Source organism: Paraburkholderia phytofirmans OLGA172, assembly GCF_001634365.1.
Lineage (GTDB): Bacteria > Pseudomonadota > Gammaproteobacteria > Burkholderiales > Burkholderiaceae > Paraburkholderia.
In genome coordinates, this window is sequence record NZ_CP014579.1 from 2,103,763 (window position 1) to 2,130,113 (window position 26,351).

21 protein-coding genes and 6 pseudogenes are annotated in these 26,351 nt (G+C 60.8%); 7 read left to right on the top strand and 20 right to left on the bottom strand.

The genetic code is table 11. The features are described from left to right. Positions 1 to 345 precede the first annotated feature (345 nt). Together AYM40_RS42825 and ltrA are read right to left on the bottom strand one after the other, a co-directional pair. A pseudogene (locus AYM40_RS42825) lies at positions 346 to 501 on the bottom strand (transposase); the annotation flags it as partial. Positions 502 to 675: 174 nt separating this feature from the next. Further along, positions 676 to 2,082 carry a group II intron reverse transcriptase/maturase gene (gene ltrA, locus AYM40_RS29415; RefSeq protein WP_236720985.1) on the bottom strand — a complete coding sequence of 469 codons (1,407 nt, stop codon included), beginning with the start codon at positions 2,080 to 2,082 and terminating at the stop codon, positions 676 to 678. A gap of 581 nt (positions 2,083 to 2,663) precedes the next feature. Here ltrA and AYM40_RS29420 point away from each other — a divergent pair. After that, positions 2,664 to 3,185 (top strand): reverse transcriptase domain-containing protein, encoded by a 522-nt coding sequence (locus tag AYM40_RS29420; RefSeq protein WP_063499591.1) that lies wholly within the window; start codon positions 2,664 to 2,666, stop codon positions 3,183 to 3,185. Between the two features lie 651 nt (positions 3,186 to 3,836). Here AYM40_RS29420 and AYM40_RS29425 read toward each other — a convergent pair. Genes AYM40_RS29425 through AYM40_RS41570 form a run of 5 tightly spaced genes read right to left on the bottom strand, consistent with a single transcriptional unit; the run spans position 3,837 to position 9,636 of the window. Continuing rightward, positions 3,837 to 4,199, bottom strand: a complete 363-nt coding sequence (locus AYM40_RS29425; RefSeq protein WP_063499592.1) for a hypothetical protein — start codon at positions 4,197 to 4,199, stop codon at positions 3,837 to 3,839. Continuing rightward, positions 4,196 to 6,076, bottom strand: coding sequence for a hypothetical protein (locus AYM40_RS29430; protein WP_063499593.1), 1,881 nt, complete (start codon positions 6,074 to 6,076; stop codon positions 4,196 to 4,198). The genes AYM40_RS29425 and AYM40_RS29430 overlap by 4 nt, the downstream gene beginning before the upstream one ends. After that, entirely contained in the window at positions 6,073 to 7,953 is a 1,881-nt protein-coding gene (locus AYM40_RS29435) for a hypothetical protein (protein WP_063499594.1), read from the bottom strand. The genes AYM40_RS29430 and AYM40_RS29435 overlap by 4 nt, the downstream gene beginning before the upstream one ends. Further along, complete coding sequence (locus AYM40_RS29440; RefSeq protein WP_236720986.1) at positions 7,950 to 9,362, bottom strand: site-specific integrase; 1,413 nt, start codon at positions 9,360 to 9,362, stop codon at positions 7,950 to 7,952. The genes AYM40_RS29435 and AYM40_RS29440 overlap by 4 nt, the downstream gene beginning before the upstream one ends. After that, on the bottom strand, positions 9,346 to 9,636 hold the full coding sequence (locus AYM40_RS41570; RefSeq protein ID WP_063499595.1) for a hypothetical protein: 291 nt from the start codon (positions 9,634 to 9,636) through the stop codon (positions 9,346 to 9,348). The genes AYM40_RS29440 and AYM40_RS41570 overlap by 17 nt, the downstream gene beginning before the upstream one ends. A gap of 209 nt (positions 9,637 to 9,845) precedes the next feature. On the opposite strand from AYM40_RS41570, the pseudogene AYM40_RS29450 reads away from it, so the two are divergent. Then, positions 9,846 to 10,325 (top strand): annotated as a pseudogene (locus AYM40_RS29450) (IS21 family transposase); the annotation flags it as partial. A gap of 122 nt (positions 10,326 to 10,447) precedes the next feature. Here the strand turns inward: AYM40_RS29450 and AYM40_RS29455 are convergent. Beyond that, positions 10,448 to 10,663: pseudogene (locus AYM40_RS29455) on the bottom strand (tyrosine-type recombinase/integrase); the annotation flags it as partial. 274 nt (positions 10,664 to 10,937) lie between these two features. Between AYM40_RS29455 and AYM40_RS29460 the strand changes: the two are divergent. Genes AYM40_RS29460 through AYM40_RS39225 form a run of 3 tightly spaced genes read left to right on the top strand, consistent with a single transcriptional unit; the run spans position 10,938 to position 13,995 of the window. After that, on the top strand, positions 10,938 to 12,059 hold the full coding sequence (locus AYM40_RS29460) for a site-specific integrase (RefSeq protein ID WP_201788170.1): 1,122 nt from the start codon (positions 10,938 to 10,940) through the stop codon (positions 12,057 to 12,059). Continuing rightward, positions 12,056 to 13,000 (top strand): tyrosine-type recombinase/integrase, encoded by a 945-nt coding sequence (locus AYM40_RS29465; RefSeq protein ID WP_063499596.1) that lies wholly within the window; start codon positions 12,056 to 12,058, stop codon positions 12,998 to 13,000. The genes AYM40_RS29460 and AYM40_RS29465 overlap by 4 nt, the downstream gene beginning before the upstream one ends. Further along, a complete protein-coding gene (locus AYM40_RS39225; RefSeq protein WP_063499677.1) occupies positions 12,997 to 13,995 on the top strand; it encodes a site-specific integrase in 999 nt (332 codons plus the stop codon). The genes AYM40_RS29465 and AYM40_RS39225 overlap by 4 nt, the downstream gene beginning before the upstream one ends. 120 nt (positions 13,996 to 14,115) lie before the next feature. Here AYM40_RS39225 and AYM40_RS29480 read toward each other — a convergent pair. The 3 genes and pseudogenes from AYM40_RS29480 to AYM40_RS29490 all read right to left on the bottom strand — a co-directional run. Next, a pseudogene (locus AYM40_RS29480) lies at positions 14,116 to 14,913 on the bottom strand (tyrosine-type recombinase/integrase); the annotation flags it as partial. After that, positions 14,906 to 15,865 carry a tyrosine-type recombinase/integrase gene (locus AYM40_RS29485; protein ID WP_063499600.1) on the bottom strand — a complete coding sequence of 320 codons (960 nt, stop codon included), beginning with the start codon at positions 15,863 to 15,865 and terminating at the stop codon, positions 14,906 to 14,908. The gene AYM40_RS29485 and the pseudogene AYM40_RS29480, both read right to left, overlap by 8 nt. Next, positions 15,862 to 17,106 (bottom strand): tyrosine-type recombinase/integrase, encoded by a 1,245-nt coding sequence (locus AYM40_RS29490; protein ID WP_063499601.1) that lies wholly within the window; start codon positions 17,104 to 17,106, stop codon positions 15,862 to 15,864. Before AYM40_RS29490 ends, AYM40_RS29485 begins: the two co-directional genes overlap by 4 nt. Before the next feature lie 148 nt (positions 17,107 to 17,254). Between AYM40_RS29490 and AYM40_RS42830 the strand changes: the two are divergent. Then, a pseudogene (locus AYM40_RS42830) lies at positions 17,255 to 17,482 on the top strand (IS21 family transposase); the annotation flags it as partial. A 73-nt stretch (positions 17,483 to 17,555) separates the two neighbouring features. Here the strand turns inward: AYM40_RS42830 and AYM40_RS29495 are convergent. The 9 genes from AYM40_RS29495 to tnpA all read right to left on the bottom strand — a co-directional run bounded on the left by AYM40_RS29495 (position 17,556) and on the right by tnpA (position 25,573). Then, on the bottom strand, positions 17,556 to 18,578 hold the full coding sequence (locus AYM40_RS29495) for a tyrosine-type recombinase/integrase (protein ID WP_236720987.1): 1,023 nt from the start codon (positions 18,576 to 18,578) through the stop codon (positions 17,556 to 17,558). Further along, positions 18,544 to 19,485, bottom strand: coding sequence for a tyrosine-type recombinase/integrase (locus tag AYM40_RS29500; RefSeq protein ID WP_063499603.1), 942 nt, complete (start codon positions 19,483 to 19,485; stop codon positions 18,544 to 18,546). Before AYM40_RS29500 ends, AYM40_RS29495 begins: the two co-directional genes overlap by 35 nt. Next, on the bottom strand, positions 19,482 to 20,204 hold the full coding sequence (locus AYM40_RS29505) for a tyrosine-type recombinase/integrase (RefSeq protein ID WP_201788171.1): 723 nt from the start codon (positions 20,202 to 20,204) through the stop codon (positions 19,482 to 19,484). The genes AYM40_RS29500 and AYM40_RS29505 overlap by 4 nt, the downstream gene beginning before the upstream one ends. A gap of 78 nt (positions 20,205 to 20,282) precedes the next feature. After that, positions 20,283 to 21,041, bottom strand: a complete 759-nt coding sequence (gene istB / locus AYM40_RS29510) for an IS21-like element helper ATPase IstB (protein WP_063499605.1) — start codon at positions 21,039 to 21,041, stop codon at positions 20,283 to 20,285. Positions 21,042 to 21,050: 9 nt separating this feature from the next. Next, positions 21,051 to 22,583, bottom strand: a complete 1,533-nt coding sequence (gene istA, locus AYM40_RS29515) for an IS21 family transposase (RefSeq protein ID WP_082855380.1) — start codon at positions 22,581 to 22,583, stop codon at positions 21,051 to 21,053. Positions 22,584 to 22,723: 140 nt separating this feature from the next. Then, positions 22,724 to 23,215, bottom strand: coding sequence for a hypothetical protein (locus AYM40_RS29520; RefSeq protein ID WP_063499607.1), 492 nt, complete (start codon positions 23,213 to 23,215; stop codon positions 22,724 to 22,726). Between the two features lie 14 nt (positions 23,216 to 23,229). After that, positions 23,230 to 24,753: an IS66 family transposase gene (gene tnpC / locus AYM40_RS29525; RefSeq protein WP_063499608.1), complete on the bottom strand. Its 1,524-nt coding sequence runs from the start codon at positions 24,751 to 24,753 to the stop codon at positions 23,230 to 23,232. A gap of 65 nt (positions 24,754 to 24,818) precedes the next feature. Beyond that, positions 24,819 to 25,166 (bottom strand): IS66 family insertion sequence element accessory protein TnpB, encoded by a 348-nt coding sequence (gene tnpB, locus AYM40_RS29530; protein WP_201788172.1) that lies wholly within the window; start codon positions 25,164 to 25,166, stop codon positions 24,819 to 24,821. Then, on the bottom strand, positions 25,160 to 25,573 hold the full coding sequence (tnpA, locus tag AYM40_RS29535; RefSeq protein ID WP_063499609.1) for an IS66 family insertion sequence element accessory protein TnpA: 414 nt from the start codon (positions 25,571 to 25,573) through the stop codon (positions 25,160 to 25,162). The genes tnpB and tnpA overlap by 7 nt, the downstream gene beginning before the upstream one ends. Before the next feature lie 139 nt (positions 25,574 to 25,712). On the opposite strand from tnpA, the pseudogene AYM40_RS29540 reads away from it, so the two are divergent. Next, a pseudogene (locus tag AYM40_RS29540) lies at positions 25,713 to 26,264 on the top strand (reverse transcriptase domain-containing protein); the annotation flags it as partial. Positions 26,265 to 26,351: the final 87 nt, after the last annotated feature.

Consider the following 26,351-nt stretch of genomic DNA (forward strand, 5'->3'; position numbering starts at 1 on the left):
GCCGTTTCCCTAGATGGGGCGCGTCGGTAACAGGGTAGCTCCAGCGCTTCGCGCATGCGGCATGAGGTGACCGGCCTGTCAGGCCGGCACGGATAGAAGGTCGACCCGGCACTGACTGGTCAACAGACACCCTGACCTGAATGACATTGACATGCCAGGCTGCAACAAGGTTTACGCGATGAGCATCGGTACCGTCCTTTACGCAACGGCCTCTACGGCCAGCCTGCGCCTGGTCATGGTAGGTGACCGCGCAGGCTGGCCGTAGAGGCCGGACAAGGAACTTTACTTCGCATAACAGAATGTTTATAACCGGGCTTGACTTTTAGTTCCCCATAGAAGAGCGTGTTAGGAACTTTGCATAATAGGTCCGGCATGAACGAGCATAAGCATGGCAAAGACGACGAAGTGAACGCCGGCCAAGGTTTCGGGCAGGCGCTCGTAGTCGCGTGCCAGCCGCCTGAAGCGGTTGAGCCAGCCGAAGCTGCGCTCGACCACCCAGCGCAGCGCGTTGAACATTTCGCGCAGTTCGTATCGGCGCTGCGGTGCGTCTTCGTTCATCAAGGTCAGGTAGGGAGTGGCGAAACTCCATTCCTCGTCCGAAACATCCGTCGGGTATGGCTTGCGTTCTGTCATCCCGCCAGGTTACCAGGTCTGACCGAAAGTGCCTAACACGCTCTAGGTCGTAACGATCAGACGTTGGTTCGGATATGGATGACATATATGAGCTAGGGGCAACCAAAGTGCTACGAGTCGGGTCACCCGCTGCCAGGTCAGGCGATGCTTCTGACTACGACGGCGCAACGTGCGGTACCACAGGCGAGCAATACCACCCCGGAAGCCCCAGAGGCGCGATCCGTTTCGTGGCACGCCAAAGTACCGCACATGCCCAGTCACCACGGCGCGTTGATACCTCCCCTGCTCCGCGAGAGTCTGATGCATGCGTCGTCGCAGTTGTTCCTTGACTGCCAGAAGCTTGGCTCGCATTCGTTTGGCACTGGTCAACCGCAGGACCGCAAACTTTCCCTTGCGGGTCTTCCCACAACAATGCGTGAGACCCAGGAAGTCGAAGGTCTGCGGTTTGCCCCCGCCGCGACGTCGGCATTTCTCGCGCGCAAAGCGTCCGAACTCGATCAGCCGCGTCTTGCTCTCGTGCAGCTTCAGGCCGAAGTGAGCCAGCCGCTCGGTCACTTCGCGCTGGAAGCGCTCCGCGTCCCGAAGATGCTGAAACCCCGCGACCCAATCGTCGGCATATCGCACGACGATCATGTCGCCTTCGGCGTACCGCGCACGCCACTGCTTCACCCACAGGTCAAATGCATAATGGAGATAGCTGTTCGGCAACAGCGGCGAGATGTTACCGCCCTGAACTGTACCCACCTCGCTCTGCGTCAACCTGCCGTCTTCCAGCACGCCAGCGTGCAGCCATTTCTTGATGAGCCGCACAACCCGCGTGTCCGCCACCCGGTGCTCGATGAATCTGATCAGCCAGTCGTGTTCGATCGTGTCATAGAACTTGCTGATGTCCGCATCGAGTATCCAGCTCACTTTCCTGCGCTCGATACCCACGCTCACGGCGTCGAGCGCGTTGTGCGCACTCTTGCCGGGACGGAAGCCGTAACTGAACCCGACAAAGTCCTGTTCATAGATCGCGTTGGGTACCTCGACCGTGGCGAGCTGGACGAGCTTGTCCTCCAGCGCCGGCACGCCCAGCGGGCGTTTGCTCCCGTCGGTCTTGTCGATGTACACGCGCCTCACAGGCTGGGGCCGGTAAGCCCCTCGGGCCAGCCGGTCGGACAGGTCCAGAAGCCGCGCTTCAAGGTCCAGTCCGTACGACTGCCACGTCTCGCCGTCCACCCCGGCAGCCGCTTTACGCTTAAGCGCGAAGTAGGCTGCCCGCAGGCGGTCGACCGCGTAGATGTGATGCATCAGGGTGGTGAACTTCGCACCCGGTCGGCCTTTGGCCGTCTGTCGTATGCCGTCGAGCGCCGCTCCCATGTCGTATTCCCGCCCCAATCTGCGGGACATGCGCGCCGCGACTGCATTGCCCTTGGCCAGCCGCCTTCCCTCCACCGCATCCGCCACCGCAGGACGCCCCAGGGATCAGTGGCGTCGCCATTGCTCGCCAACGTGTACCTGCACTACGGTGCGTCAGGACAAGCCTGGCGCTTCCAGCGGGTGAAATTCCCGCCCCGGAAAGGGGAATGAGCCGCCCCACCGGGAATCGAGTCTTGGGCTTCTGAAGGCAACGACAGGAGTTAAGCGTAGACAGAGCGACGAGCAGGCCGTAACGCAAGTGAAGCTGTGGAGCCTCGTTAAGGTACAAATCCGCAGGCCGACGGGATCGTAGTGCCCGGAAGGCTACAGTAGGCCACCGCAATGGGCGATGGGGGCTGGAGACTGCGGCGGGGTCAGAGGGCACGGCATGTTCGGAAACAGGAAGCGTCGAGGAACCTGAGAGATCCATCGTGGTCTTGGTCTGGCCGCAAGCGGATCGAGTATGCCTACCGAAATGGATCATTCCTGAGGGAAGCAAATGCTGCGATGGAAGTCGGACTCGCCCATACGTACTCGGAGCGCGGGAAAGCCGCGTACATGGGGAAGGGACGGGGCAGATTGAGACTGGGTCGGGGAAACATCAACCGTACACACGGAGACGGACAAAGATGTCAACACAACTGGCTCAGATAGCCAAGAAGGCGCAGTTGGATCGGAAGGTGCGATTTACCTCGCTCGCCCACCTGCTTACGCCGGAGTTCCTCAAGCAAACTTGGGGCAAGATGAACCGGCGTGGCGCTAGTGGAATCGACGGGGAAAGCACCGGGCAGTTTGAAAGCGAGCTGGAACAACGGGTAGGAGAAATTTGCGCACGGCTTAGAGCCGGCGTCTACCGGGCTCCTCCGGTGCGGCGGGTAGAGATACCCAAGGGACCGGGGAAGACCGGGACTCGTCCGTTAGGAATTCCAACGGTCGAGGACCGCCTGTTACAGAGGGCGGTGGCGCGCATTCTCGAAGCTATCTTCGAAGCGGACTTCTGCGATTTCAGTTACGGATATCGGCCGGGGCGAAACCCCCACCACGCGCTGCAGGCCCTGCGCGTGCAGATCGTGACCGGGAAGGTTAGCCACGTTTACGAGGCGGATATCCGGGGATACTTCACTCATGTCAATCATCAGTGGATGCTGTGAACGGCTGTGAGAAGCCGACACTAGTCGGCGGCGTCAATCAGAGATACGGAGTGGTCACGCTCTGCTGAGCGGTTTGGGAATGGTTTGCGCGAAGACCCGACGCGGCTCGTTTCAGGAAGTGGTGACGCTCAGGTCGAGATGCGGTAGAAGAAGGCTTACCGCCGAAGAAACAGGCCCGACACCGGCTCAAACCGCCAAGTTCACTCCGATGTCGAGCCCCACACGCGTATGGGGCACGGGTGCCCGTCCAGTATGGCACGGCCCACCAGTCCCGTCGATAGCGTTTCGGCATTGACGGGGATTGCCGATGCCGGCCACCGGCCGCCTGTTTGTGTGCGCCCGCTGCCGGGCGCAGGTCATCGTTTGCCGCCGTTGCGACCGCGGCCAGTATGCGCAAGAGAAAAACAATGGACATCAGCCGGCGCCTTGAAATTACAGGGTTCGGCAGTCAGCAGGATGTCCATTTGGTTAGCCGAAAAAATGGACAGAACAACTGTGCTGATGTCCATCTTCCGCCGCAAGTTTCGCATGGTCGGTGGCCCGATAAAGCCGGGCCTCCGACCATGCTGGAGCGCGTCAAGCCATCGCGCGTGAAGGGTTCACTTTGCCGGGCTTCGCCAGCCCGCCTGGAGCGAAGACGCTCGCCCCGATCTAGCGCGGCTGCAAGGGCAGGACGCTACCGCCACGCAGCGCGGCCAGTTCCTTGCGCAGGCTGAACACCTGACGCAGCAGAGCGAGTTCACGAGCCAGCGACTCGTGAAGCTGTGCCTGCAGATCCTTCGCGTCGTCCTTCGCGCGGTTCAGCCGCTCGTTCAGCTCGAGCTTCGGGCGCGCGGTTACCACGTTGGCCGTGTCGATCGCTGCGATCAGTTCGGTGAACTGCGGGCGCGACTTCTTGATGCTGCCCTTCTTGCGGCCCGCCTCGATCGCCACGGTGTCGTTGTTGATATGTGCACCCTTGCGTTTCTTCAGCCGCTCAAGGGCGGCGTAGTAGTCGGTCATGGCGTCGCTCATGCTGCCTCCGGTTTGATCAGTTTCTTCTGCGCGTCAAGCAGTCGTTGCAGCGTCTGGGCCTCGATACGGTATTCGACGCTCGCCTCATCGACCGCGCGCAGCTTCGCGACCGTAACCTGCTGCGCCTTGATCACGCGCTGAAGCTTTGACGGCACGACGACGAGATTGCGGCAGTTCGATTCAAGGCAATCCAGACGCATCCAGTCGAGTGGCGTCGACTTGCACGGCTCGACGCTGACGCAGCCGCCCAAAACCGTCTCTCGGTACGCCAGTTCGCCCTTCCCGAACATTCTCACCGTCTGCTCGCGCGAATAAACCGACACCGGCGAAGCCTGCACGGCACGGCTCTGCACCCACGCTGCGTGCCCGCCGAACAGCCGCTCGTCAGCGAACAGCACCTGCTCGGCGTACGCGAGATATTCGGACAGGCCCTGCGTCTCGGCCCATTCCTTCGCGAAGTGGGTCCTGTCGGTGTCGATGAAGCCCTTCGCGAACGCCGAGCCGCGCGCATAGTAGGTGCTCATCTCCTGCGTGAGGTGCTGCAGTTGACGTTTGAGCGTCGGTAGCGTCACGAGGCCGCTCCGATGGGCGAAGAGGGCCAGGGTCCTGCGAAGCTGGTGCCGAGTGAACGGCCACTGCTGCCCGAGCGCGTACTTCGGCTCGTCTTCCCACGCGCGGTGCATGTCAACACGCTTCAGTTCAGCAATATCCTCCGCCGCGATCGTCGGGAAGACGCGCTCGCGAAAGGCTTCGATTTCGTGATGTACGTTACTCGCCGCCCGGTTTGCCACGTACTTAAGATGCAGACCCATCCGGCAGAACAGCAGGTGCGAACCGTCCGTCGATTCGGCGTAGCCCTGCTCGCCGTGCGCACGGTGTGCCTCGCCCGACAGGCGTTGCGCGAGCCTGACGGCACGGGCGGCGAGCGGGCTGCTCACCCAGCATGCGCGCCTGGGATGCCCTCCCGACAGTTTGGTCGTGACGCCCTCGATGGTGTAGTGGGTCACGCCATCCAGACGGGTCTCGCGCAGGCAGTCGTACGGCAGGGTCTCCGCTTCCATCGCACGCATGCCGGTGAATGACAGGATGACAAGCTGGCATAGCGCACCGATCGACGCCACAAGCGACAACACGACGAAAGGGGAGTTCTTGCACGCGAAGTACTCAGCAATTCTTACCAGTTCATCAGGGATGCATGGAATCTCGCCGGCGTACCTGCGTGCGAGGTAGTCCGACAGGATGCCAGCGACACCCTCAGCAACGCTGAGGTCGTGCTCACAGGTCGACAGGAAGTGCTGGTAGATCCGCGTCGGGATGACAGGGTGTTGTGAGCTTCCAGCACGTTGCGCGTAGCGTTCAAGCAGAGGCTTGTGCAGTTGGGCCAGCGGTACGCGCAGCCCCGTGGTCCCGACGCCCAGACGGTGAAGCTTTACGAGAAGCGAATGAAGAGGATTGGCCTTTCTCTCCCTCCCGGCATGCGCCACATAGTCCAGAACAACGGCAGCGCTGGACAACCCCTCGTAGAGCGTAAGCTGACGTTCGGCAGCAAAGAACGTGAATTCCTTCAGGCAGGTTGAACTAGATAGAAACGTACCGAACGCCGGTACCGTATCGGTCGCTTCGTGCATCAGAAAGTACATCACCTGCTTCCACTGACGCGTAGTCGCTTCTGAACGGGCGCGGCACACGCCGTCAGACAGGTGGCCCCTGAAGTAGATATGGGTGCGCGGTCCAATCGTATATGCCCGGATGTCCCAGGCGTCGTCACCAAACAGCGAAACGGCATTCCCGGCCTTGTCGTGCGTAACCACCGTATCGTCTTCGACCCGATACCAGTTGGGGCGCTCAGCCATCGGCGCGATCAACGTGTTATTCATGCTACTCCCAATTCGTAAAGCTGGTCGAGCTTGGCTGACCAGAAAGCGTCCAGATTCCCTTCGATATCGACGTCCTGCTCGATCTGTTCGACCAGCGCGGCGTCGCGCCTGCGCAGTTCATCCAGCAGGAAGTCAACGCGCCGCAGCACGGCCCCGAACGAGCTGTCGTACTGTTCGATCGAGTCGGCACGCCCGCTCACGAGCCTGACGCAGTGGCGGCAGCTCAGCAGCTTGCGGACGTCGGCAGCGTCAGCGTGTACGCGGTACTGGTCGCAGAAGAGGCACCCTTCGGTCGAGCGGCAGTCAGGCTGTACGGTAACCGACGCCGCGATCGGCGCAGGCTTGTGGAACCCGATGCAGATGCCCACCGCGCTCCTGATGCTGCCCGCCGGGTCGTTGCCGGGCTTCAGCACGGTCTTCTCGACTGAAGCGAGGAATGCGCCCATCTCAGCCTTGTGCGCGGCATCCGTGCCAGTCGAGTACGAACGCAGCGCCGTGGCCAGCGAGTGCCCCATCAGCCTCGCTGCGACGAGAGGGTCGTGGTTGCTCACCGCCCAATCCTGCTTTGCCGCACGCCACTGGCGTGCGCTAATGCGCGGCAGCACGATCCCGAGCGTGTCGAGTCGACGGTAAAGTAGATCCAGGAAGTTGATTGAGAGATCGGTTAGCCGCCCCGGCTGGGCATGGTGTCCGACTACGACGAACAACGCGTCCCGGTCTGCGTCCTGCATCAGATACTCGCGCAACGCCAGGTATGCCTTGAGCTTTGGCAGGAAGCCCAGCGAGACGGTGAACGTAATCTCTTTCGCACCTGCACGGTACTTGACCTCGCGAAACTTCTGACGCGCAACCGACGCATCCTGCAAGCTCGCGGCAAGCTCCGGACTCCACTTCATGGCCAGCAATTGTGCGAGGTTGACGCCCGTTTCGGCCAGAAACAGCGCGGCGAAGCAATAGACCGCCATCGAAGCGTGCAAGCGACGGATAGCCGACTGTGCGTTCTTGTTCGCCGCCGCAAGATGTTTAGCGGCAAACCAGGCAACGCCCCGTGAACGGTTAAGAGGATCTTTAGCGCCAGCCTCAGCCATGCGCGTTATGAGTTCTTCCCGGGTGCGCAGCTCGCCTGTTTCCAGATTCCAGCCAGCCAGGCCAGGCGAGTCGTTGCCTTCACGGCGGTTGTGTCTGTGCGGAACAAGGCAAAGACTCTCGCATCGCGCCGTGCTCACGTGCATCGGGTACGGCTTGAAGTCGAGCACCAGCATGCTGATGCTGCTGAAGAGCGCATCAGCCCACGCAAGCAGGGCGGCCTGTGCTTCGGCGTCAGGCACAGCTGTCGGCACAGCCGCTTCCTGTCGCCAGCGCAGCACCCGCGCATCGGCGCAGAACTCGTCGTTTCGGAAGAGCTCGCGTAGCATCGACAACAGATTACGCTGATAGCTGGCGACGGTATTGCGGCTCAGGTTGCCCTGCGAGACCTGTTCGCGCTTCTCACCGAAGTAGCGATGAACAGCCTCCGTCGTAGGCTTCTCGTCACAGAGCACCTGATGCAGGCCCTGCCTGTCGGCCCAGTTCACGAAGTCAAGCACGTCGCGTAGCGCACCGTAGACCGTCTTCGGACGCATCACGCCGGGGGTCACCTGCGCGGAAAGCTGCGTCACCAGCAGACGTACAACCCTGGCGCGTTCGCTGCAGAAGCTTGTGTGGTCGAAAGTGTGTCGCGTGCGCTGCGGGTTCGACGTGTCGCGCGTCAGATAGCAGATCTGACCGATATCGGAAAGTCTGCTCATGCCTTCCCACCTGAGCAGCGCGCGCTCGGGGTGCAGCAGCAGCGTGCCTTCCGCGAGCGGCATGCACACTTCCTCGTACTGGCGACTCATGCTGCCTCCACCGTGTCGAGCGTGCGCGCGACCAGCGTCGACAGGTGCGCGCCCCAGCCATCCTGCACAGCGTCGAACAGCTTGCGATTCTCGCGGTAAGCGATATAGCGCTCAGTCATTGACGGTTGTACGTGCCACATCAACTGCCGCAACTGATCGAGCGCCCGTGTGTACTTCGTCCCGTTCGCTGTCATCGCGTCGACCATGTTCAACCCGAAGGTCGCGCGCAGGTCGTGGAAGCTGAACTCGTACCTGGGGTTGTCGAGCCGCACGCGCATCATGGGCAACAGTTCGTCCCTGATGAACTGGCGCACGGCCTGCCCGGTCTTGACGTAACGGCGCACGCGCGGGCCAGTGGTGAGCGGGCCGCGCGACGCGCGATCCTCGTAGAGCGGCGCCCCGCGATGGCTCAGAAAGATCGGCTGGTCGGGATGATCACCGCCGTCTGCCAGCTGGCGACGCTTGCGTGCACGATCGCTGTGCACGTAGACGTACAGCCGCTCGTAGAAACCGCGCGGCAGGTGCAGCACGCCTTTAACGCCGCCCTTCGTGTCGATGCCCGTACCTGGCCCACAGGCGAGCCGGATGTCGTCACCGTGAAACTCGCCCGGCTTGCGCATCACGTGTTTCGCGCGCACGGTCAATACTGTCTGGATGCGAGCGCCTGACAACAGCGCGAAAAGATGAACGAGCGTCATCTCGGTGTTGCCGAGAGCGGCTAACGATTCGAGCAGCACCGACTGCTCTGACGAGGGCAGTGGGCGCAGGCGGCCGCCGTCCTGAATGTGATCGTCCCACGGGTCTTCGGCGCGCCGACCGCTGATCGACAGGTCAGTGGTCTTGACCGCGATCACGCTGCTGAAGCCCTTCTGATCCCTGAACTCGATGAGCCGGTCAGATTCGACCCACGGCGCGTTCGCAGGCCTGAAGCCTGCCTCGGTCATGAGCCAGCGATAGAAGCGCAACACAGCGCCCATACGACGCCTGGCGACGCCCGGAGACAGTTCGCCTGCCTGCACGGCCAGCCTGATCGAGGCGCTGTAGCGGTAGGTCGGACGTTGCCGCTTGTTCGCGGGGAACGTCAGCCAGTCGACGCCCTCGTCATCCAGATAACGACGGAACGCCACCAGGTCGTCTGCGATGCTGGCGAACGTGAGCATGTTGGGCGACGACTTCGACTCCATCATATCGATGAGCCAGACGTTCGCCTCGGCCCACGGCGCACCGTCAGCGAGTCGGACAACAGGAAAGAGAGGGAAGGTGTCTGCGATCCACTGCGGGCGGGCGTCGCGTCGCTTGCCTGTGTCGGGGGCCGCGAGCGGGGCCGTGTGATAGATGGTGCCGCCATCGGGCGTGGTGATACTGACCGGCGTTGCGCCGGGTGTGTCGCGGTCAACGACCTCGGTCAACGGGAGTCGCCGGATGGTCGTTCGTCTTGCTGTCATCATGCAGGTCCTCGGCTGTGTTTGTGGGGATGTCCGCTTTAACACAGCCTGCGAGTACCAGAAAATCGTTCTTCACTTGCGCATAGGCCAGATCTATTGCGACGGCGACTGTTCGTTGCTCGCCCATCAAACCAGCATGCGTGTGGCCGGTCAACGCTACCAGCGCACCCGCCACGGCCGTTTTGCGCACGCCGAACGGATGCGCCGCTATCGCAGCCGCAACAATAAAGTGACGCATCAGGGTTCCGCTGAGCCTGCCGCCGATGCTTTACTGATACCGACTTCGACGACATCGGCCACCGCAGCGGTATCCACGCACACCACACCTGTGCCTGAGCATTGCCACTTCTGCCACTGCGTCTGTGCGGGCTTCCTACGCCTGGGTCCACTTCGCCGTCGGGTCTTCCGTGATGTTCGGACTGCTACCTACTACACAGGAAGTGACCCATGACCATTGGAGTTGAACTGGAGGCGCAGATCTTGCGCTACTACCACGTCGAGAAGTGGCGCTGCGGCACCATCGCACGGCAGTTGCACGTGCACCGTGGCACGGTCCAGCGCGTGCTGGCGCAGGCCGGTCTGCCCCGCGTCGGCGGGATGCTCAGACCTTCGCAGATCGATGCCTACCTGCCGTTTATCCATGACACGCTCAAGAGGTTTCCGTCGCTCACGGCCAGCCGGCTGTATGCGATGGTCACCGAGCGCGGCTACCGTGGCAACCCTCATCATTTCCGCCACCTGATCGCGGTACACCGTCCGCGTCCTACGCCAGAGGCTTATCTGCGGCTGCGCACCTTGCCCGGAGAGCAGGGCCAGGTTGACTGGGCCCATTTCGATCACCTGCAGATCGGGCGCGCGCGCCGGCCACTGATGGCCTTCGTCATGGTGCTGTCGTGGTCGCGGCAGATCTATCTGCGCTTCTTCCTCTCATGGCTCTTATATGCATGAGAGGAATTATGCGAAGCGACGGCTTATGCGAAGTGGTATAGCAGTGAAGTCGGCCGGCACGGCACACCCTGTGCCAAAGACGTGTCGGCCGATTCGCATAATCAGAGGCCCTGCAGAAAGCGCAGCAGAGCATCGGGCGGTCGATAGCGTTTGCGTCCGAATTGCGGCGGCTCGAGCTTGGCCAACGCCTGTTCCTTCATCGTCAGATTCGCTTCCACGTACGCGTGTGTTGTCGCAGGGCTCTCGTGGCCAAGCCACAACGCGATCACGCTGATGTCAACACCAGACTGAAGCAAGTGCATTGCCGTGGAATGGCGGCTATTTCTATCAAGAGATAGCCGCCACTATATGCCCTTCCGAATTATGTCTTGTAATCGCGTGACGGCGCGCTTTTTAGGCCAAATGGCCGATGCCGGATAGAGATAATCTTTACTCCTTCCAGCCGCTCCCCACGCCGGGGAAGGAGGTCATCGTGAAGTACGCCATTCATGATCAGGTCACGCTCTCTCAGGCGCCAGAAGGGCCGCTTGCAGCCCATTTGGTATCGTGTTTGCGGATGCGATCAGCTCCCAGGGATACAGCGCACAGTCCATGAAGCAGCAGGTACGTATCGCCGCATGCTTTAGTCGATGGCTTAAGAAGACAGGCGTCAGCGTACAGGACATCTGCTACGACCACGCGACACGGTATTTGCGCTATCGCGCCCGACATGTGCAACCTTACCTTGGAGATCGGGCTGCACTCCGTCATCTCATCGATTTTATGCGCAGTGAGGGCGTGATTCCCGTCGAGAAGACAGCAACACGTCGGGCGCCACCTGCGGAGATCTGTGCACAGGCATACGCAGAGTACTTGCGCGACGCTAAGGCTCTTGCCGCAACGACGGTCATTAATTACGTGCCATTCATCCGCGATTTTCTCCACCATTGCTTCGGTGACGGGAGGGTCAACTTATCGCGCCTACGTGCCGTGGATGTCGTGAGCTTCGTGCAGTTCCATGCACCAAGTTTGCATTTGAAGCGAGCCAAGCTAATGACCACTGCACTGCGCTCCTTTCTACGCTATGCGCGCTATCGCGGCGACGTTACGCTGGATCTGGCTGCCGCCGTTCCGGTCGTCGCCAACTGGTCGATGCCGTCAATTCCTCGAGCGATTTCTGCTGAGCAGACGCGGCAGCTGCTGGCTAGCATCGATAGACAGACCTCGGTTGGGCGTCGTGACTACGCCATCCTGCTCCTGCTCGCGCGATTGGGGTTACGCGCTGGTGAGGTGGCTTTTCTCGAACTCGACGACATCAACTGGAGCGCGGGCCAGGTGAGCGTCCGCGGCAAGGGCGGCCAACGCTGCGAGCTACCCTTACCCGCCGACGTCGGCAAGGCGATTGCCGCATATTTGCGGTACGGGCGTCCTCATAGCGCCAGTCGCCGCGTATTTTTGCGTGCAAAGGCGCCCATCACAGGTTTTCGTGGGCAAAGTGGCGTCGGCTCCCTCGTCCGGAATTCGCTTCAGCGCGCTGGCATCGACGCACCCACGATGGGTGCCCATCAGTTCCGCCACGGACTGGCCACCCAGATGTTGAGCCGTGGGGCCTCGCTCAGCGAGATCGGCGAGGTATTGGGACATCATCATCCACAAACAACGAAGATCTATACGTCGGTAGACATCAAGGCATTGCGCACACTTGCTTTGCCCTGGCCGGGAGGTGTGCGATGAACACACTTCGACAAGCCGTTAAGGAGTACATCGATCTGAGGCGAAGCCTGGGATTCAAGCTGAGAGAGGCAGGCAATGCGCTACCAGATTTCGTCGCGTTTATGGAACGGCATCGTGCTCCCTACGTTACCCAGGCATTGGCTCTCGCGTGGGCTCAACAGCCATCGGATGTCCGGCCCGCGCAATGGGCGCAACGTCTGAGCTATGTACGACAGTTTGCGCGCCATCGCAGTGCTACCGATCTTCGCACCGAGATACCAGCGCCAGGCTTGTTACCGTTTCAACCGAAGCGGGCTAGACCGTACTTATATTCGACCAGCGAGATCTGCGCATTATTGCAGGCTGCACTCCAAATGCCATATCGTTATGAACGGGGTGCCCTGCTGCCGTGGACCTATCATTGCCTGTTCGGATTGCTGAGCGTATCAGGAATGCGTCTGGGTGAAGCGCGCAATCTCGAGCTACAGGACGTGGATCTGACCGCGGGGATATTGACTGTCCGCGGAGCGAAACTAGGCAAGACGAGATTGGTTCCTTTGCATGCCTCGACCTGCGAGGTGCTCGCAAACTATATCGCAAAACGCCAACGTCATTGGGCGGGGCGACCGGTATCCTCGTACCTGTTCGTGTCGAGCTGGGGCAACCGGCTGGACAGCGGTCAGATTCATCGCGCTTTCTATGCGTTGTCGCGGCAGATCGGCTTGCGCGGTGAGTCAGACCGTCACGGGCCGCGTCTGCACGATATGAGGCACGTGTTCGCAACCAACACACTTGTACGCTGGTACCGGTCCGATCAGGATCCCGAGCGTCGCCTACCAATCCTGTCGGCCTACCTCGGTCATGTCCACGTTGAGGATACGCAGTGGTATTTAAGCGCCTCGCCCGAACTGATGCGTGAGGCGATGCGTCGACTCGAACAACGCTGGGAGGACGTGCAATGACTACTTCAGCGACGTTCGCTCCACTACTGGAACTCTTCTTCACGCAGCGCCTGATGCAGCAGCGTCAGGCGAGCCCTTACACCATCACCTCCTATCGCGATACCTTTCGGCAACTTCTGAAGTTCGTGCAGCAGCGTTTGCATAAACCGCCGTCCCGGCTTAACTTCGAAGACATCGATGCGCCTTTGATTGTCGCGTTCCTCGATGAACTCGAGAAGCACCAGGGTGTCAGCGTTCGCACTCGCAATCTACGCCTCGCGGCAATTCATTCCTTCTTTCACTACGCAGCCCTCGAAACTCCGACTCATTCGGCGCAGATCCAGCGGGTGCTTGCTATCCCTAGCAAACGCTTCACGCGTACACTGGTCCACTTTTTGACGCGCCCTGAAGTCGACGCCTTGCTAGCCGCGCCTGATCAAGGCACCTGGTCTGGTCGGCGCGATCACGCCTTTATGTTGGTCGCCGTACAGACCGGCCTTCGCCTGTCCGAGATGACCGGTCTCAAACGTGAGGACCTGATCCTTGGCGCAGGCGCTCACGTGCGGGTGATCGGGAAAGGTCGGAGAGAGCGCTGTACACCCATCGCGAGATCCACACGCGCCGTACTGAAAGCGTGGTTGCGAGAACCACAACGTGGTGATGGCACGGTTCTGTTTCCCAGCGCGCGGGGTGAACGCCTCAGCGTCCATGGTGTGCAGTACCTGCTAAACAAGCACCGCAAGACCGCCTGTGAAGTCTGCCCGTCGTTGAAGCAAAAGCGGGTCACCGTCCACTGTTTGAGACACACCATGGCCATGGACCTTCTGCAACAAGGCGTTCGTCGCTCGGTCATCGCGTTGTGGCTCGGGCATGAATCGGTTGCGACAACGGAGATCTATATCGAAGCGACCCTTGCGATGAAAGAACAGGCCCTTGAGAAGGCAACTCCGCGACACGGCAAGCCTGGACGCTTCAAGCCGACAGACGAGCTTCTCGACTTTCTGAGCAGTCTTTAGCGGCCTGAAATTATGTCGGGTAATAACTTGGGCACGTCTGGCACATCTGCTTTCGACACGCACCGTTCGGGTAGATCGTCGAAGTTCAATCGTGCCGCCCGACATAATTCGGAAGGGCATATAGTGCCTCACGGCGTGCGGCGACACAGCGCCGAGCTGAAGATCCGTGCCTCGCGCCATTGCATCCCGCGCGGCCAGGTGAAGACGCTGGGCTACGTTCGCTCGGGTCATATGCCGGCCGTCGCGCGTGGGCAACAGCGGAGCATCCGCGCTGGGTTCGCCGTTCGTGCGCAACCAAGCGCGGACCTCCCGAGCGGTCGTCTTCCACAGTGGCACCGATCGCTGCTTGCGACCCTTGCCGTGCAGGTGCACGCAAGAACTCTCGCCAAGAACCACGTCACCGACGCGCATGCCAACAATCTCCGACACGCGTGCCCCCGTGTTGTACAGCATGGCAAGGAGCAGCCGATCGCGCTGGCCAAGCCATGAAGTCGCCGGCACGTCGATGATGGCCAGCATCTGATCACGAGTGAGGTATCCGAGCATCGGCCGCTCATAGCGTTTCATGGGCACGGCTAGCGCTTGTTCGACCAGGTGCATGCTTGTAACATCGCGCCTCGCGGCGAACCGCAAGAATGACCGGATCGCGGCCAGGCGAATGTTACGGCTGCGCACGCAGTTGCCGCGCTCTTGCTCTAGGTGATCGAGAAACTCGGCGATCAGGCGGTGGTTCAGGTCGGCCAGTTGCAACGTCGTAGGCGGCTTACCCAGGCGTGCCTCGGCAAATGCCAGGAGTAAGGTAAACGAGTCCCGGTAAGACGCGACGGTGCGTGGACTCAGTGCCCGCTGATTTGTCATGTACTCGGTGAAGAACTCCTGAACGAGGGCGGGAAAGGAAGCGGAGCCAGACTTACGCATGGTTAGCCTCCTTGCCCAGAGCGAAGCGCTCGAACTTGATGCCTACCTGCTCCATGAGCTGTGGCGTACCGGTCAGGTACCAATACGTGTCGGAGATCTTGGCGTGGCCGAGGTAGGTGCACAGCCAGAAGAGACACTGGTCCATCGTGGTGCCGTCTTCATGCCACCGTTGCATGCGCCTGACGGCGAACGTGTGCCTCATGTCATGGATGCGAGGCATCGGATGCCCACCGCGAGGCACCCAGGCCAATTTGCGGCGCAGGAGTCCGAAGGTGTGGTTGACGATCGATTGAGTAAGCGGGGTTCCTGCCTGACTCAGGAAGAAGGCCATGCCGGCAGTACGTGGCACGGTGCAATCGCGAATGATCTCGTACTCCCGCAAGGCTTGCACCACGCTGGCATGCAAGGGTAAGCGGCGCGACTTCCGATACTTCGTCTGCCGAATAACAAGCCAGCCGTTGCGCAAGTCGACGTCGTCGGCTTGCAGGTTGCGTGCTTCCGACACCCTCATCCCGGTCGACGCAAGCAGTCCGAACAACGTCTGATACGTGACGGGTCGCAGGCTGCCGATCGGTGTCAGCTGGCCTGCTGCCTGCAGCAAGGCGCCGATCTCGTACTCGAAATAGATGTGTGGCGCTAGCCGTTGATGGCCCCGTTCAAACGTGAAAGCATCGGGAACGACCGACTCTGGCTCGAACTGCCGGTAGTACTTCGAAAACGGCCGCAGGACCTTCAACCGCCGGTGCCACGTCGCTGGGCCGCAGGCCAGCACCCCGTCTTGTGCCCAGTCGAGCTGGAGGTCGAGTGTCAACGGGCCCCGATGGCCACGGGCATCCGCGTAACGCGCGAATCGTAGCAGTTCGCTGCCGCAACGCATCTTGAAACCGAGTCCGCGGCGCTCATCCAGATACCGTTGCACGGTAGCGAGGATGGTGGTGTTGTCAATGCTCATGACGCGCTCCCCGGCCATGGCATGGCAACTTCAGCAAGGCAGGAATTGTTCACCTTCGCGTAGATCATCGTGGTGTTGAGCTCGCGATGACGCAGGATGTCGGCCACGTCCTTGAGCGTTCCGCCATGATCGAGCAGGCGTTCCGCGAGCGTGTTGCGCAACGCGTGCGCCCGCACTGGAGGTAGCCCGCAGCGTTGAAAAGCCTCGAGAACGACACGTCGCACCGTTGCCGCCCCGACCGGTTGCTCCACCGGGGCGCGACAGCGCACGAAAAGGTGACGACCTGCGCATGAAGGCCGCTCATGCTGGAGGTAGGAGGCAATCGCACTTCCTGTGCTGTGCGGCAGCGGCAGTATGTCGACTCGGCGCGACTTGTTCCGGCACAGCCTCACGGTGCCGCTCTTCCAGTCGATGTCATCGAGGCTCAGGCCAACGACTTCGCTGGATCTCAGACCCAGGTCCACGAGACACCGGACCATCGCGTAACCGCGCCGCGCCGAAGCAACGCCCGGGCCGAATGCACCGAGCAGTCTGGCCGTCTCGGCCGCCGTAAGCGTTTGTGGTAACGGTGCCAGTCGCCAGTTCGGCGGGCGAGCGATCGCCGAGATCAAGTGATTCACAGCGTCGCCGTGTGTGGCGCGATACCGGAGGTAGCTGCGCAGCGCGCCGGCCAACGTTCCGGCGCTGGCGACACTCCATCGCTGAAGCATCTCGGAGAAGAACTGGCGCAGATGATCTGCAGTAAGCGGTAGCAGATCGGTTCGATCGGCGCTCACGCGCTGCTCAATGAATGGCCGCAAGGTGCGCAGGCGCAAGGCACGCGTGGTCGGAGCGAGCCCTCTTGCCAGGCGCATATAGTCGTCGTAATGCCGCAACTCCTCGTCAACGATGTCATTGCGTCCCTCGGTGATCGGGATGTCTTGCTCGTGAAGTAGTGCCCTCAGATGCGCTAGTGCTGCATGATGATGACCCCGATCACGAGACACCTCTGGCGGACAACAGCACTTGGCGAGATGTCGGTCAAGGAAGAGTTCGGAACGCTCGGCTGACGCGATTGCGCCACCGGGACGTCGCTGCGCCCAATGCGCAAAGTGGGCCAGGCAGTACGTATAGGAGCGCACAACCTTGCAGGCATAGCGACGCTTCACCAGTCGCTCCCGGAACGGTTGAACGAGTTCGGCGATGTTGCTGCGGAGCAGCCATGAAGTTGCTGCTGGACGGATTGAAGCGAGTGCATCCATAAAACCTCCTGTGGTTGGATTGCCACTGGAGGACACCATTTACGTAATGCGAAGTCCATTGCTGCATCGCCGCCATCGATCGCGCGTTGCACAGGGCTCGGAAACTCCGCTGGAGCCCCCACTTCGCATAAGCCGTCGCTTCGCATAATTCCTCGATGCCCGCATGGACAGCTTCCTGGCGGGCCACGCCGGCGCGTTTGCGGCGTGGTTCGGATTGCCGAGGATCCTCCTCTACGACAATCTCAGGAGCGCCGTGCTCGAGCGTCAGGGTGATGCGATCCGCTTCAACCCGACGCTTCTGGCGTTCGCCGCTCATCATCGCTTCGAGCCCCGTCCCGTGGCAGTCGCCAGAGGAAACGAGTATGGCGTGGTAAAAAATATGTGCTGCTCGATAACAAACTGGGCCAAGGCAGCGTCTTTGCGGAAAGCGAACAGCACATATTATTCGGCTAAAGAGCGCGCAGGAAGGCCATCAGGTCGGGCTGGTCGCGCCACTGCTTTTGTTCTCCCGCACCGCTGTCTACTTCGCATGCCGCCAGCGCCCGCGCCTTTGTTTCCAGATTGATCTCGGCATAGATGTTGGTCGTCTCCAACGAAACGTGCCCGAGCCAGCCGCGTATCGTATTGATGTCGACACCGGCCTGAAGTAGTAGCGAGGCGGTCGTATGTCGAATCACATGTGGGTGCACATTCTTGCCGGCAAGTGACGGCGCGCTGGCGGCGGCACGGATAGCACAGCGCTTGACCAGTGCATGAATGCCGGATCGCGTCATCGTCTGGTGGAATCGGTTGAGGAACACCGGCGCAGTTGCGGCCCTTCCTTCGGTCTGTAAGCACAACGCATCGAGCGTCGATTTCCAGAGCGGGCAGCGCCGATGTCTGTTCCCCTTGCCGACGATGCTGACCGAGCGCGTGTGCCAGTCAACGTCGCCAATCTTGAGCTGCGCAGCTTCGCTTGCACGCGCTCCGGAGTTAAACATGAACAGCAGTAACGCATGTTCGCGTTGCCCTTGCGCCGTATTCACGTCGGTGGCAGCAAGCAGGGCGTCCATTTCCTGCTTGCTAAGATAGCTGATCTCCGGCCGACTGGTTCTCTTGACGGGGATCAGATGAATCTGCGCCCACCAGTCGACGTATTCCGGTGCATGTTCGCCGACGAAGCGGGCCAGCGCATGAATGCCGCCGAGCCGCTGATTTCGTGTGCTGACCGTGCAGTGGCGCTGTTCTTCCATGTGCGTCAGGAACAGGCGTACCATTTGCGGGGAGAGATCATCCACAGTCAGGCGGTCAATCCGCTTGTCGACCTTGGCGGCCAGATACGGCAGCAACAGCATGAGCATGTCGCGGTAGCTCTTCTGGGTATTGATGGCAAGGTTACGTTCGCCTACCAGATGCTCGATCAGGAAGCGCCGGATCCACGGACCCAGCAAGGATGAGTTATTCATGATGCGTCTCCAGGGCGTAGGCTTCAAAGCGCGCGCTCGCTTCACGCAACAACTCGGGCGTCAGGGTAAGGTACCGTTGGGTACCGGCGAGATCGATGTGCCCGAGATAGGTGGCGAGATGCGGCAACAGTAGCTGCAAATCCGCGCCGCTGCGATACCAGGAAATTAGCCGGTGCACTGCGCCTGCGTGCCGCAAATCATGCAACCTGGGCTGGCAGGACACACCGCCTTCGCGTTGGATATTTGCCAGGAGGCGCTGTCGCTGAAAGACCCTGCGCACAGCAGTCTGGCTCAGGGGGCGACCATCGCGGAAACAGAAGAATGGCGCATCTGGTGCCTGCCCAAATTTCTGATTGCGTTGCCGGGCGTAACTTTGCATCGCACCGTTCAGATCTGCTCCTAGCGGAACCAGCCTCGATTTAAAAAATTTACTCTCGCGGATGTGAAGAACGGCTTCGTCGAGATTGACGTCCTGCATGGTCAGCCGCAAGGCTTCGCCATGCCGAAGGCAAGCGCCGTACAGAATCAGAATGAGTGCGCGCATAACGTATGCGTCCAGCGGAACGTGTGGACTGCATGCCGCCGATGTCAGGTCGAGCAGGCGCTTTAGTTCCTCCTTCGAATAAATATAGGGCGTCAGCGGTGGCGGCAATTTCGGACTATGGCGAGGCAGCGGAGAAGCCGTGACATACCCACGCGAAAGGGCGAAACGAAACAGGCAGTCAAGTACCGACCTTCTCTTACCCCAATGGTTGGTCAGCGGTCTATTACCAGTCAGGAAGTCCTGTACCTGTTCGACCGTGACCGACTCCACATCAATGTTGCCATCCAGCCGGTGGCAGAATGAGGCAAGTGTTTGCGCCTCAAAATTGAAGCGCATGCCCAAAGCCCGTTTGTGGCTCACGTATTGGGCGACAAGTTCGGAGAGCTTCATAGCAGACTCCCCAAATCGATTTCTGCCACCCTCCGCAGTCCGGTGAGGTCAACCTTCGCATAGGTTCTCGTCGACGAAGCGCTGCGATGGCCGAGATGGTCCCCGATCTCCTTCAGCGCAAAACCGGCGTCGAGTAAATGCCGGGCGTTGGCGTGCCTCAGGCAATGTGCGCCACGCCGCGGGATATCGATACCAAGCGTCGCGAGACGCGAGCGGACAATGCCGCTTACGCATCCGGGTGATAGCGGTCGGATCGGCGCCTCGACCGACAGAAACAGCTCGCGATGGGCGCTTCGCGGACGCGCTTCCTTCAGGTAGCGCAGAATGGCGTTTCCAACGGTTGCCACCAGCGGGTATTGCTGAGTGCAACGTTGCTTGGGACGATTGACATGAAGGATCTCGCCGCGCCAGTCTATATCCTCCAGCCGGAGTCGCACCACCTCGCCGCGCCGCAGTCCGTAGACAACCAGCAGCATGATCATCGCACGGTTGCGCAGATCGATCGTGCTGTCGCCGACAAAACTGGCGACGAATCTTTGCACATCCTCCCAATCCGGCCCGAGCGGCAAACCCTCCTCCCTATAAACCACCGGTGCTTCAATGCCGGACGCAACGTTGGTAGCCCACCCTTGTCCTTCTACGTACCGGAAGAAATTGCGGAGCGTGCTCGCAAGTGCGTGTAACGAGGCTCTGGTGCGTATTTCGGGGAAGCTGGACACGCGTTTCGCGTGAAGGCGGACAGGTGTTTCGCGCGAAGCTGGACAGTCGGAGCGCAGCGACGCAGGGGTTTTCTGTTTTTACTCTGACTGCAGGTTTTCGGTCAAACTAATTTTTCGTTTTCGCATCGATTCGCCCTTCATGTCGATCCGATACGTGTTGTGAACAAGCCGGTCGAGAATGGCGTCGGCAAGTGTCGGATCACCGAGCGCGCCATGCCAGTTTTCAACAGGAATTTGACTCGTCGCGATGGTTGAACGGCGACCGTGGCGGTCATCAAGTATTTCGAGCAGATCGCGCCGGGCGCTATCAGGCATTGGTGCCATCGCGAAGTCATCCATCAACAGTACGTCCGTCCTGGCCCACTGCGTGAGCGCTCGCGCGTATCGGCCGCTGCTGTGCGCAATAGCGAGTTCCTCTGTGAGTCGCGGCATCTTGAGATAGGCCACCGTGTAGCCTAAGCGGCATGCCTGATTGGCAAGCGCACATCCGAGCCATGTCTTACCGAGGCCGGTCGCGCCGATAATCAGCGTGTTGTGCTTCTCCCGAATCCATTCGCCGGTCAGCAAGCGGCCCATGAGTGCGCGATCGAGCCCGCGCGGGGTGCGGTAGTCGATGTCTTCGGCCACGGCATCGGGGAACTTCAGCTTGGCGCGCCGAAGGCGCGATGAGGTTTGCCTGGATTCGCGTTCGCTTGCTTCGCGCTCCACAAGCAAGCCCAAGCGCTCTTCGAAACCCAGCGCTTCGATATCGGGGTTATTCTGCTGTTGCGCCAAGGCGGCTGCCATGCCGTTCAGCCTCAGCGCGTGAAGCTTGTCGATCGTCGGATGGTTGAGCATGCGTCCTCTTCAATGGTAGTAGTCGGGGCCGCGCACATTGGGGTGTGTGAGCGGTAAGCTGGCCTGATCCGTTTCTGTCTGAGGCGACTGGTCCAGACCGTTCTTAAGCGTCGAGCTAATGAAACGGTAGCTTGGCGCCTTCAGATCGATGGCGCGGCAGCACGCGGCTTCCAGCCGCGCATTGCCGTGGTCTTTGCCAAGGCGAAGCACGCCCAGGCAGGCTCGATAGGCTTGTTGAGGATGCTGCCGGCCGCCGAGCAAGTGCTGGATCACGGCGGCAGTATGCGGGCCGATACGCATGGCCCAGTCGTACAGGCGCTGTGATCCCCATCCGCTGACCTCTTGATGATGAGGCGGCATGTGCGCATTAACCGTAGTGTGGTGACCACGTCGAGTGCTTCGCGCGTGGGCGGCGATACGCGTGCCTCGGTGGAAGATCTCGACTGTCCCGTTCGTATATCGAACGTCGACCTGTTGACGCGCAAAGCGATGCGGTACAGAGTAATAGTGAACGTCAATGTCGACGTGGTAATCGGGCCCGACGCGCGCCACCTTCCAGTCAGCATATTGATAGCGCAGCAATGGAAGCGCCTTCAGCGATGAGCGTTCGAATTCATCGTAGGTGCTGCGGCGCGATCCCGGCAGCTTCTTGAAGGGTTTGTTGTTCAAATCGACCAGGAGTGACGCGATCGCAGAGTTTGCCTCGGCCAGGCTAAAGAAACGGTGCTTGCGAAGTCGGGCGAGAATGTAGCGTTGGACAAGGAGTACGCCTTGCTCGACCTTGGCTTTATCACGGGGCTTTTTACTCCGGGCCGGGATGACAGCCAGGGAATAATGCGAGGCCATTTCTCCGTATGTTCGATTGATAATGGGATCGTAAAAGCTCGGCTTGTGCACACCCGATTTAAGGTTGTCGGGCGTGACGATCTCAGGACAACCGCCCATAAATTCGAATGTTCGAATGTGAGAGCCAATCCAGTCAGAACTCTGCTGGGTCCAGGTCGCTTCCGCATAGTTCGAGGCTCCCAGCACGGCCACGAACAACTCAGCCTCCCGGATTTCGCCCGTATCCGCATTGATGATCGCAACCTTGTCGCCTGAGTAGTCGACGAACAACTTCTCGCCCGGAGCGTGTGTTTGCCGCAAGGTTAGCGGAAGCGCATTCGCCCATTCGCTGTATCGTGTGCAAAACCAGGTGTACGCGTAACCGTCGGGGTGCTCGGCCTTGTACTCGTTCCAGAGCAGGTCGAGCGTCACGCCTTTGCGGGCAAGCTCCCGCCTCACGGTCGGCCAGTGCGGTGCGGGACGTTCTCCTTCCACACGCGGCGGCGGCGGAAACAGGCGTGCCTCGAGCTCATCATCGCTGAGCGTTAGCGGCAGCGGGTAGCGTAAGCCTGCCCGTTCCAGACGGCGGACATATTGCCCAACGGTTGTGGGCGACGTGCCCAACGCCCGACCGACTTCCCGATGATTAAAGCCGCATTCGAAATGTAGGCGCAGCGCTTCTCGAATTTTACGCATGGTCAACTTTGGAAATGCCATGTAGACGCCCCGACGAAATCGTCAAGGGTGCCACGGTTGACCTGCGTCGCTACTTTACGACCTTACTGTCCAGCCTGGCGCGAAATCGCTGTCCAGCTTGCGTATCCGTCAGCGGAACCCGTGTTGACGGTGTCGTGCGGTTAGATGTCGACAATCTTTCGCAGCAAAGCGTATGAGACGCGCCAATGGCCTTCCGAATCATTCACAGCGATGGACGCGGTTTTTGCGTTGAGCCTGACGATGATGCCGACTCGCTCGCTCAGATGTTTGTCGGTGAAGCCAACGGTGTCGCCAACGAAGAATTCCTCACGTTGTGCTCGCGGTGGCGGTGACGGAGGCGCGTGAGTTGGGCCGCGCGAAGTGTCAGGGATAACCGCCGCGTATAGTACCGACCAACGCTGACGACTCTGGTTGTCCTGAATCACCGCCTGGGTTTGCCGCAGCTCCACCACCGTTCCGTGCGAAGGTGGTGCGAGCGGATCGCTCCCGATATAACTGACCTCCATTCCCAGGTGCAAGCGTTGACGTACTTCGAGAACGCGTCGCGGGTCGTCCAGCATTTTGCCGATGGCGAGATAGAGGCGATACAACTCGGCGCTGGGCGCCTGCCGAAGCGAGTCGAGAATGTCCATAGGCGGTGAGGTGTTTATCGGGCGAGCGGCAACAGTTCGTGCACGCGATTGACAGGATACGACGGCAGCTTCTCAAGTGTGTCCTTGAGCCATGCATAGGGCTCGAAGGCGTTCAGCCGAGCCGTGCCGAGCAGCGAGTACATCGTGGCGGCGGCCCTGGCGCCACGCGGCGAGCCCGCGAATGTCCAATTGGCTCTCCCCAGAGCGATAGGGCGAATTTGACGCTCGAGAGCATTGTTATCAGGCAGCAGGATACCGCTCCCGGTGTAGCGAATGAGTGCCGGCCAATGACGTAACGCATAGCCGAACGCCTTCGCGAGCGGCGCCTGAGCCGGCAAACCGATGACGTTGCCTTCCAGCCATTGCCGGAACCGCGCAAGTATCGGCAGCGCCTCGGCTTGCCGCGCCGCATATTTGAGATCAGGTGATTGGTCCCGGATCCGCGACTCGATCGCATACAGTCGGGCGATCCACTCCAGCGCCTGCGCCGCAAGTCCCGGTTTGCTCTGCGCCTTCGCGATTTCGAAGAAGCGTCGGCGGCAATGGGCCCAACATCCGACCTCGACGATGTCTCCGGTTTCGTAGAGTGCGCTATGTCCACTGTACGCGTCCGCCTGCAGGTAACCTTTGTACTTCTGCAGGTACCGCAGCGGATGCGAACCGGAGCGCGATTCCGCGAACTCGAACACGACCGCTGGCGGGTGGTCGACCCAGACACCGTTCTCTTCGCGTTGGCCGGCGCCAAGATAGCCCCATAATCGCGCGGTGCGCGTCGCCGTACGACCCTTCTCGAGCAACGGCAGCGTCGTGTCATCCACGTGCATGCGGGGGGCCTGCAACTGGTGAGCCCGTAGCGGTGGCAGCAGCACTTCGAGCAGTTCGGCTGCCGCCAGCTTCCATTCGCACAGCGTTGCCCGGGGCAGGTGCACACCACGTCGTGCATAGCGCATCTCCTGCCGGTTCAAAGGCAGGTGATCGACGTAGGTGTTGACCAGGATGTTAGCCAGCAGGCTCGCGCTCGCATTGCTCTTCGGCAGCGGCGAAGGCTGGGCACTTGCGGTCACGATAGTCGACTCGCCATCTTTCTTCGCCGCGTACTTGAAACGGATATGCTCAATAACGGTGAGCGTGGACGGCTCGTAGTGCAGCGTCTCGCTGCGCTCTTCGCCGATGCGCTCGAGCGTATCGAATGCTGCCTTCTGTTCGTCGCTCAGATCATATTCAACGCGCGTGCGCGGCAGGTCCTTCGACAGGGCCGGACGCCCCTTGCGGGTATGGCCCGCGACCGGAGTCTCGGCCGGCTCGGGCGGAACAGGTAACTCCACGGCGGCATCGAACAGTTCCGCCTGGCCCGCCAGCCGCTCGGAACTGACGCCGAAGCGCGCGCGGTTCGCCTGGGCAATCTGGTGCTGCAGCGCTTCCAGCTGTTCCCACAGCACGCATGCCAGCCGGTTCTGTTCGAGCGCGAAGGCTTGCAGCGCATCGGGCTCGACCGGCAATTCCGCGACAGTGATGGCGGTGGGCGGCATGGCTATCATGATGCCCAACTCGCGCGACGTTTACAAGATCGGGGTGCATTGTATCTGCGCAGGCGAGAGCAAAGTCAACTCACGCGCGTCACCGCGACGGCGCGATGCGGCTCGCGCGCCGGGATCTCAATGCCCTCGAGCCAGGCGTTGAGTTCGGCGAGCGTGAAGCCGCGTTGCGCGAGCGCCAACGGTGACGGAAAGCGGCCCCGTTCAAGGCGCTTGTACCAGAGCGCGAAGCCGGTGCGATCCCAGTATAGGCATTTGACTTTCGAGCGGTCCCGGCCGACGAACACGAACAGATTGCCCGAGGCAGGGTTCTGGGCAAGTAGTGGTTCGACCAGATACGATAGCCCATCAATCGATTTGCGCATGTCGACCGGATCGCGACAGATATACGCACGAACATCGGCTGCGATCAGCACCGTGTACCGCCGAGCTGTCCGAGCACGAAACGCACGATGCGCTCGGCATGAGCACCGGTCAGTTCAATGCGAACACCGGCGAGCGACAACGTCACCCGATCACGCGAAGACGACAAAGCGTCCGCCGTCGACGGTGGTGCAGGAGTGGCTGGTGCGGTGTCCGGATGGGAAACGATAAATGCCGCGTCCGGGGTGACAGCGAGCGGGTGCGCGTCTGCTCGTGCCTCGCCAGAGAGATTCTTGCGCCACAGGCCGAAGGTACTGACGGCGAGCCCCTGCTCACGACAGAAACGTCGAAGGCCCAGTCCGCTTGTGGTCCATGCCATGACCATCTCGCGCCAGAATGCTTCGCCTTGCCGGGGGCGTCGTGCGCGCGTCGATACGGCTTCGCCCGTTGCGTCGTCCATTGCCTTGCTCCGTCGTTACGATGGCATCACCTTCGCACCGCGCTTACGTGCGTTCAAGACGGGATGCGCTGACGGATACCAGCTTGCCGTGAAATCCGCGTCCACCTTCGTGTGAAAAGCCTGTCCAGCTTGCCGCGAAATCCTTGTCCAGCTTGGTGTGAAATACGCAGCCAATCGGTGGCGACGGCAGGAAGCCAAAGGCAACGTGATCATTCTGCGCTACGCGGATGATATCGTTGTCGGCTTCGAGCACGAAGCTGACGCGCGGCACTTCTGGGAGGCGATGCGTTTGAGGCTGGAGGAATTCTCGCTTGCGCTTCATCCGGACAAGACCCGGCTACTGGAATTTGGCCGCTACGCAGCGGTCAATCGCCAGAGCCGTGGCCTTGGCCGGCCGGAAACCTTCGCGTTTCTGGGCTTCATCTTTATCTGCGGCCGTTCCCGTCGCGGTTCCTTCCTGCTACAGAGGAAGTCCCGCGGTGATCGCATGCAGACGAAGCTCAGGGAGATCAAGGAGGCACTACGAAAGCGCATGCACGAACCGATCCCTGAACAAGGGAAGTGGCTCAGGCAGGTGGTCCGAGGGTATTTCGCGTATCACGCGGTCCCTACGAACTCACGGGCACTCGGTGCATTTCGCTACCACGTCACCGATCTATGGCGACGCACGCTTCGGCGGCGCAGCCAGCGACAAACAGAAAGAGCGCCGCCGTCAATTACCCACTGACAACCCGAACGGAGCGACAACCATGACCCCCTGACGCAGCGACAATCACCT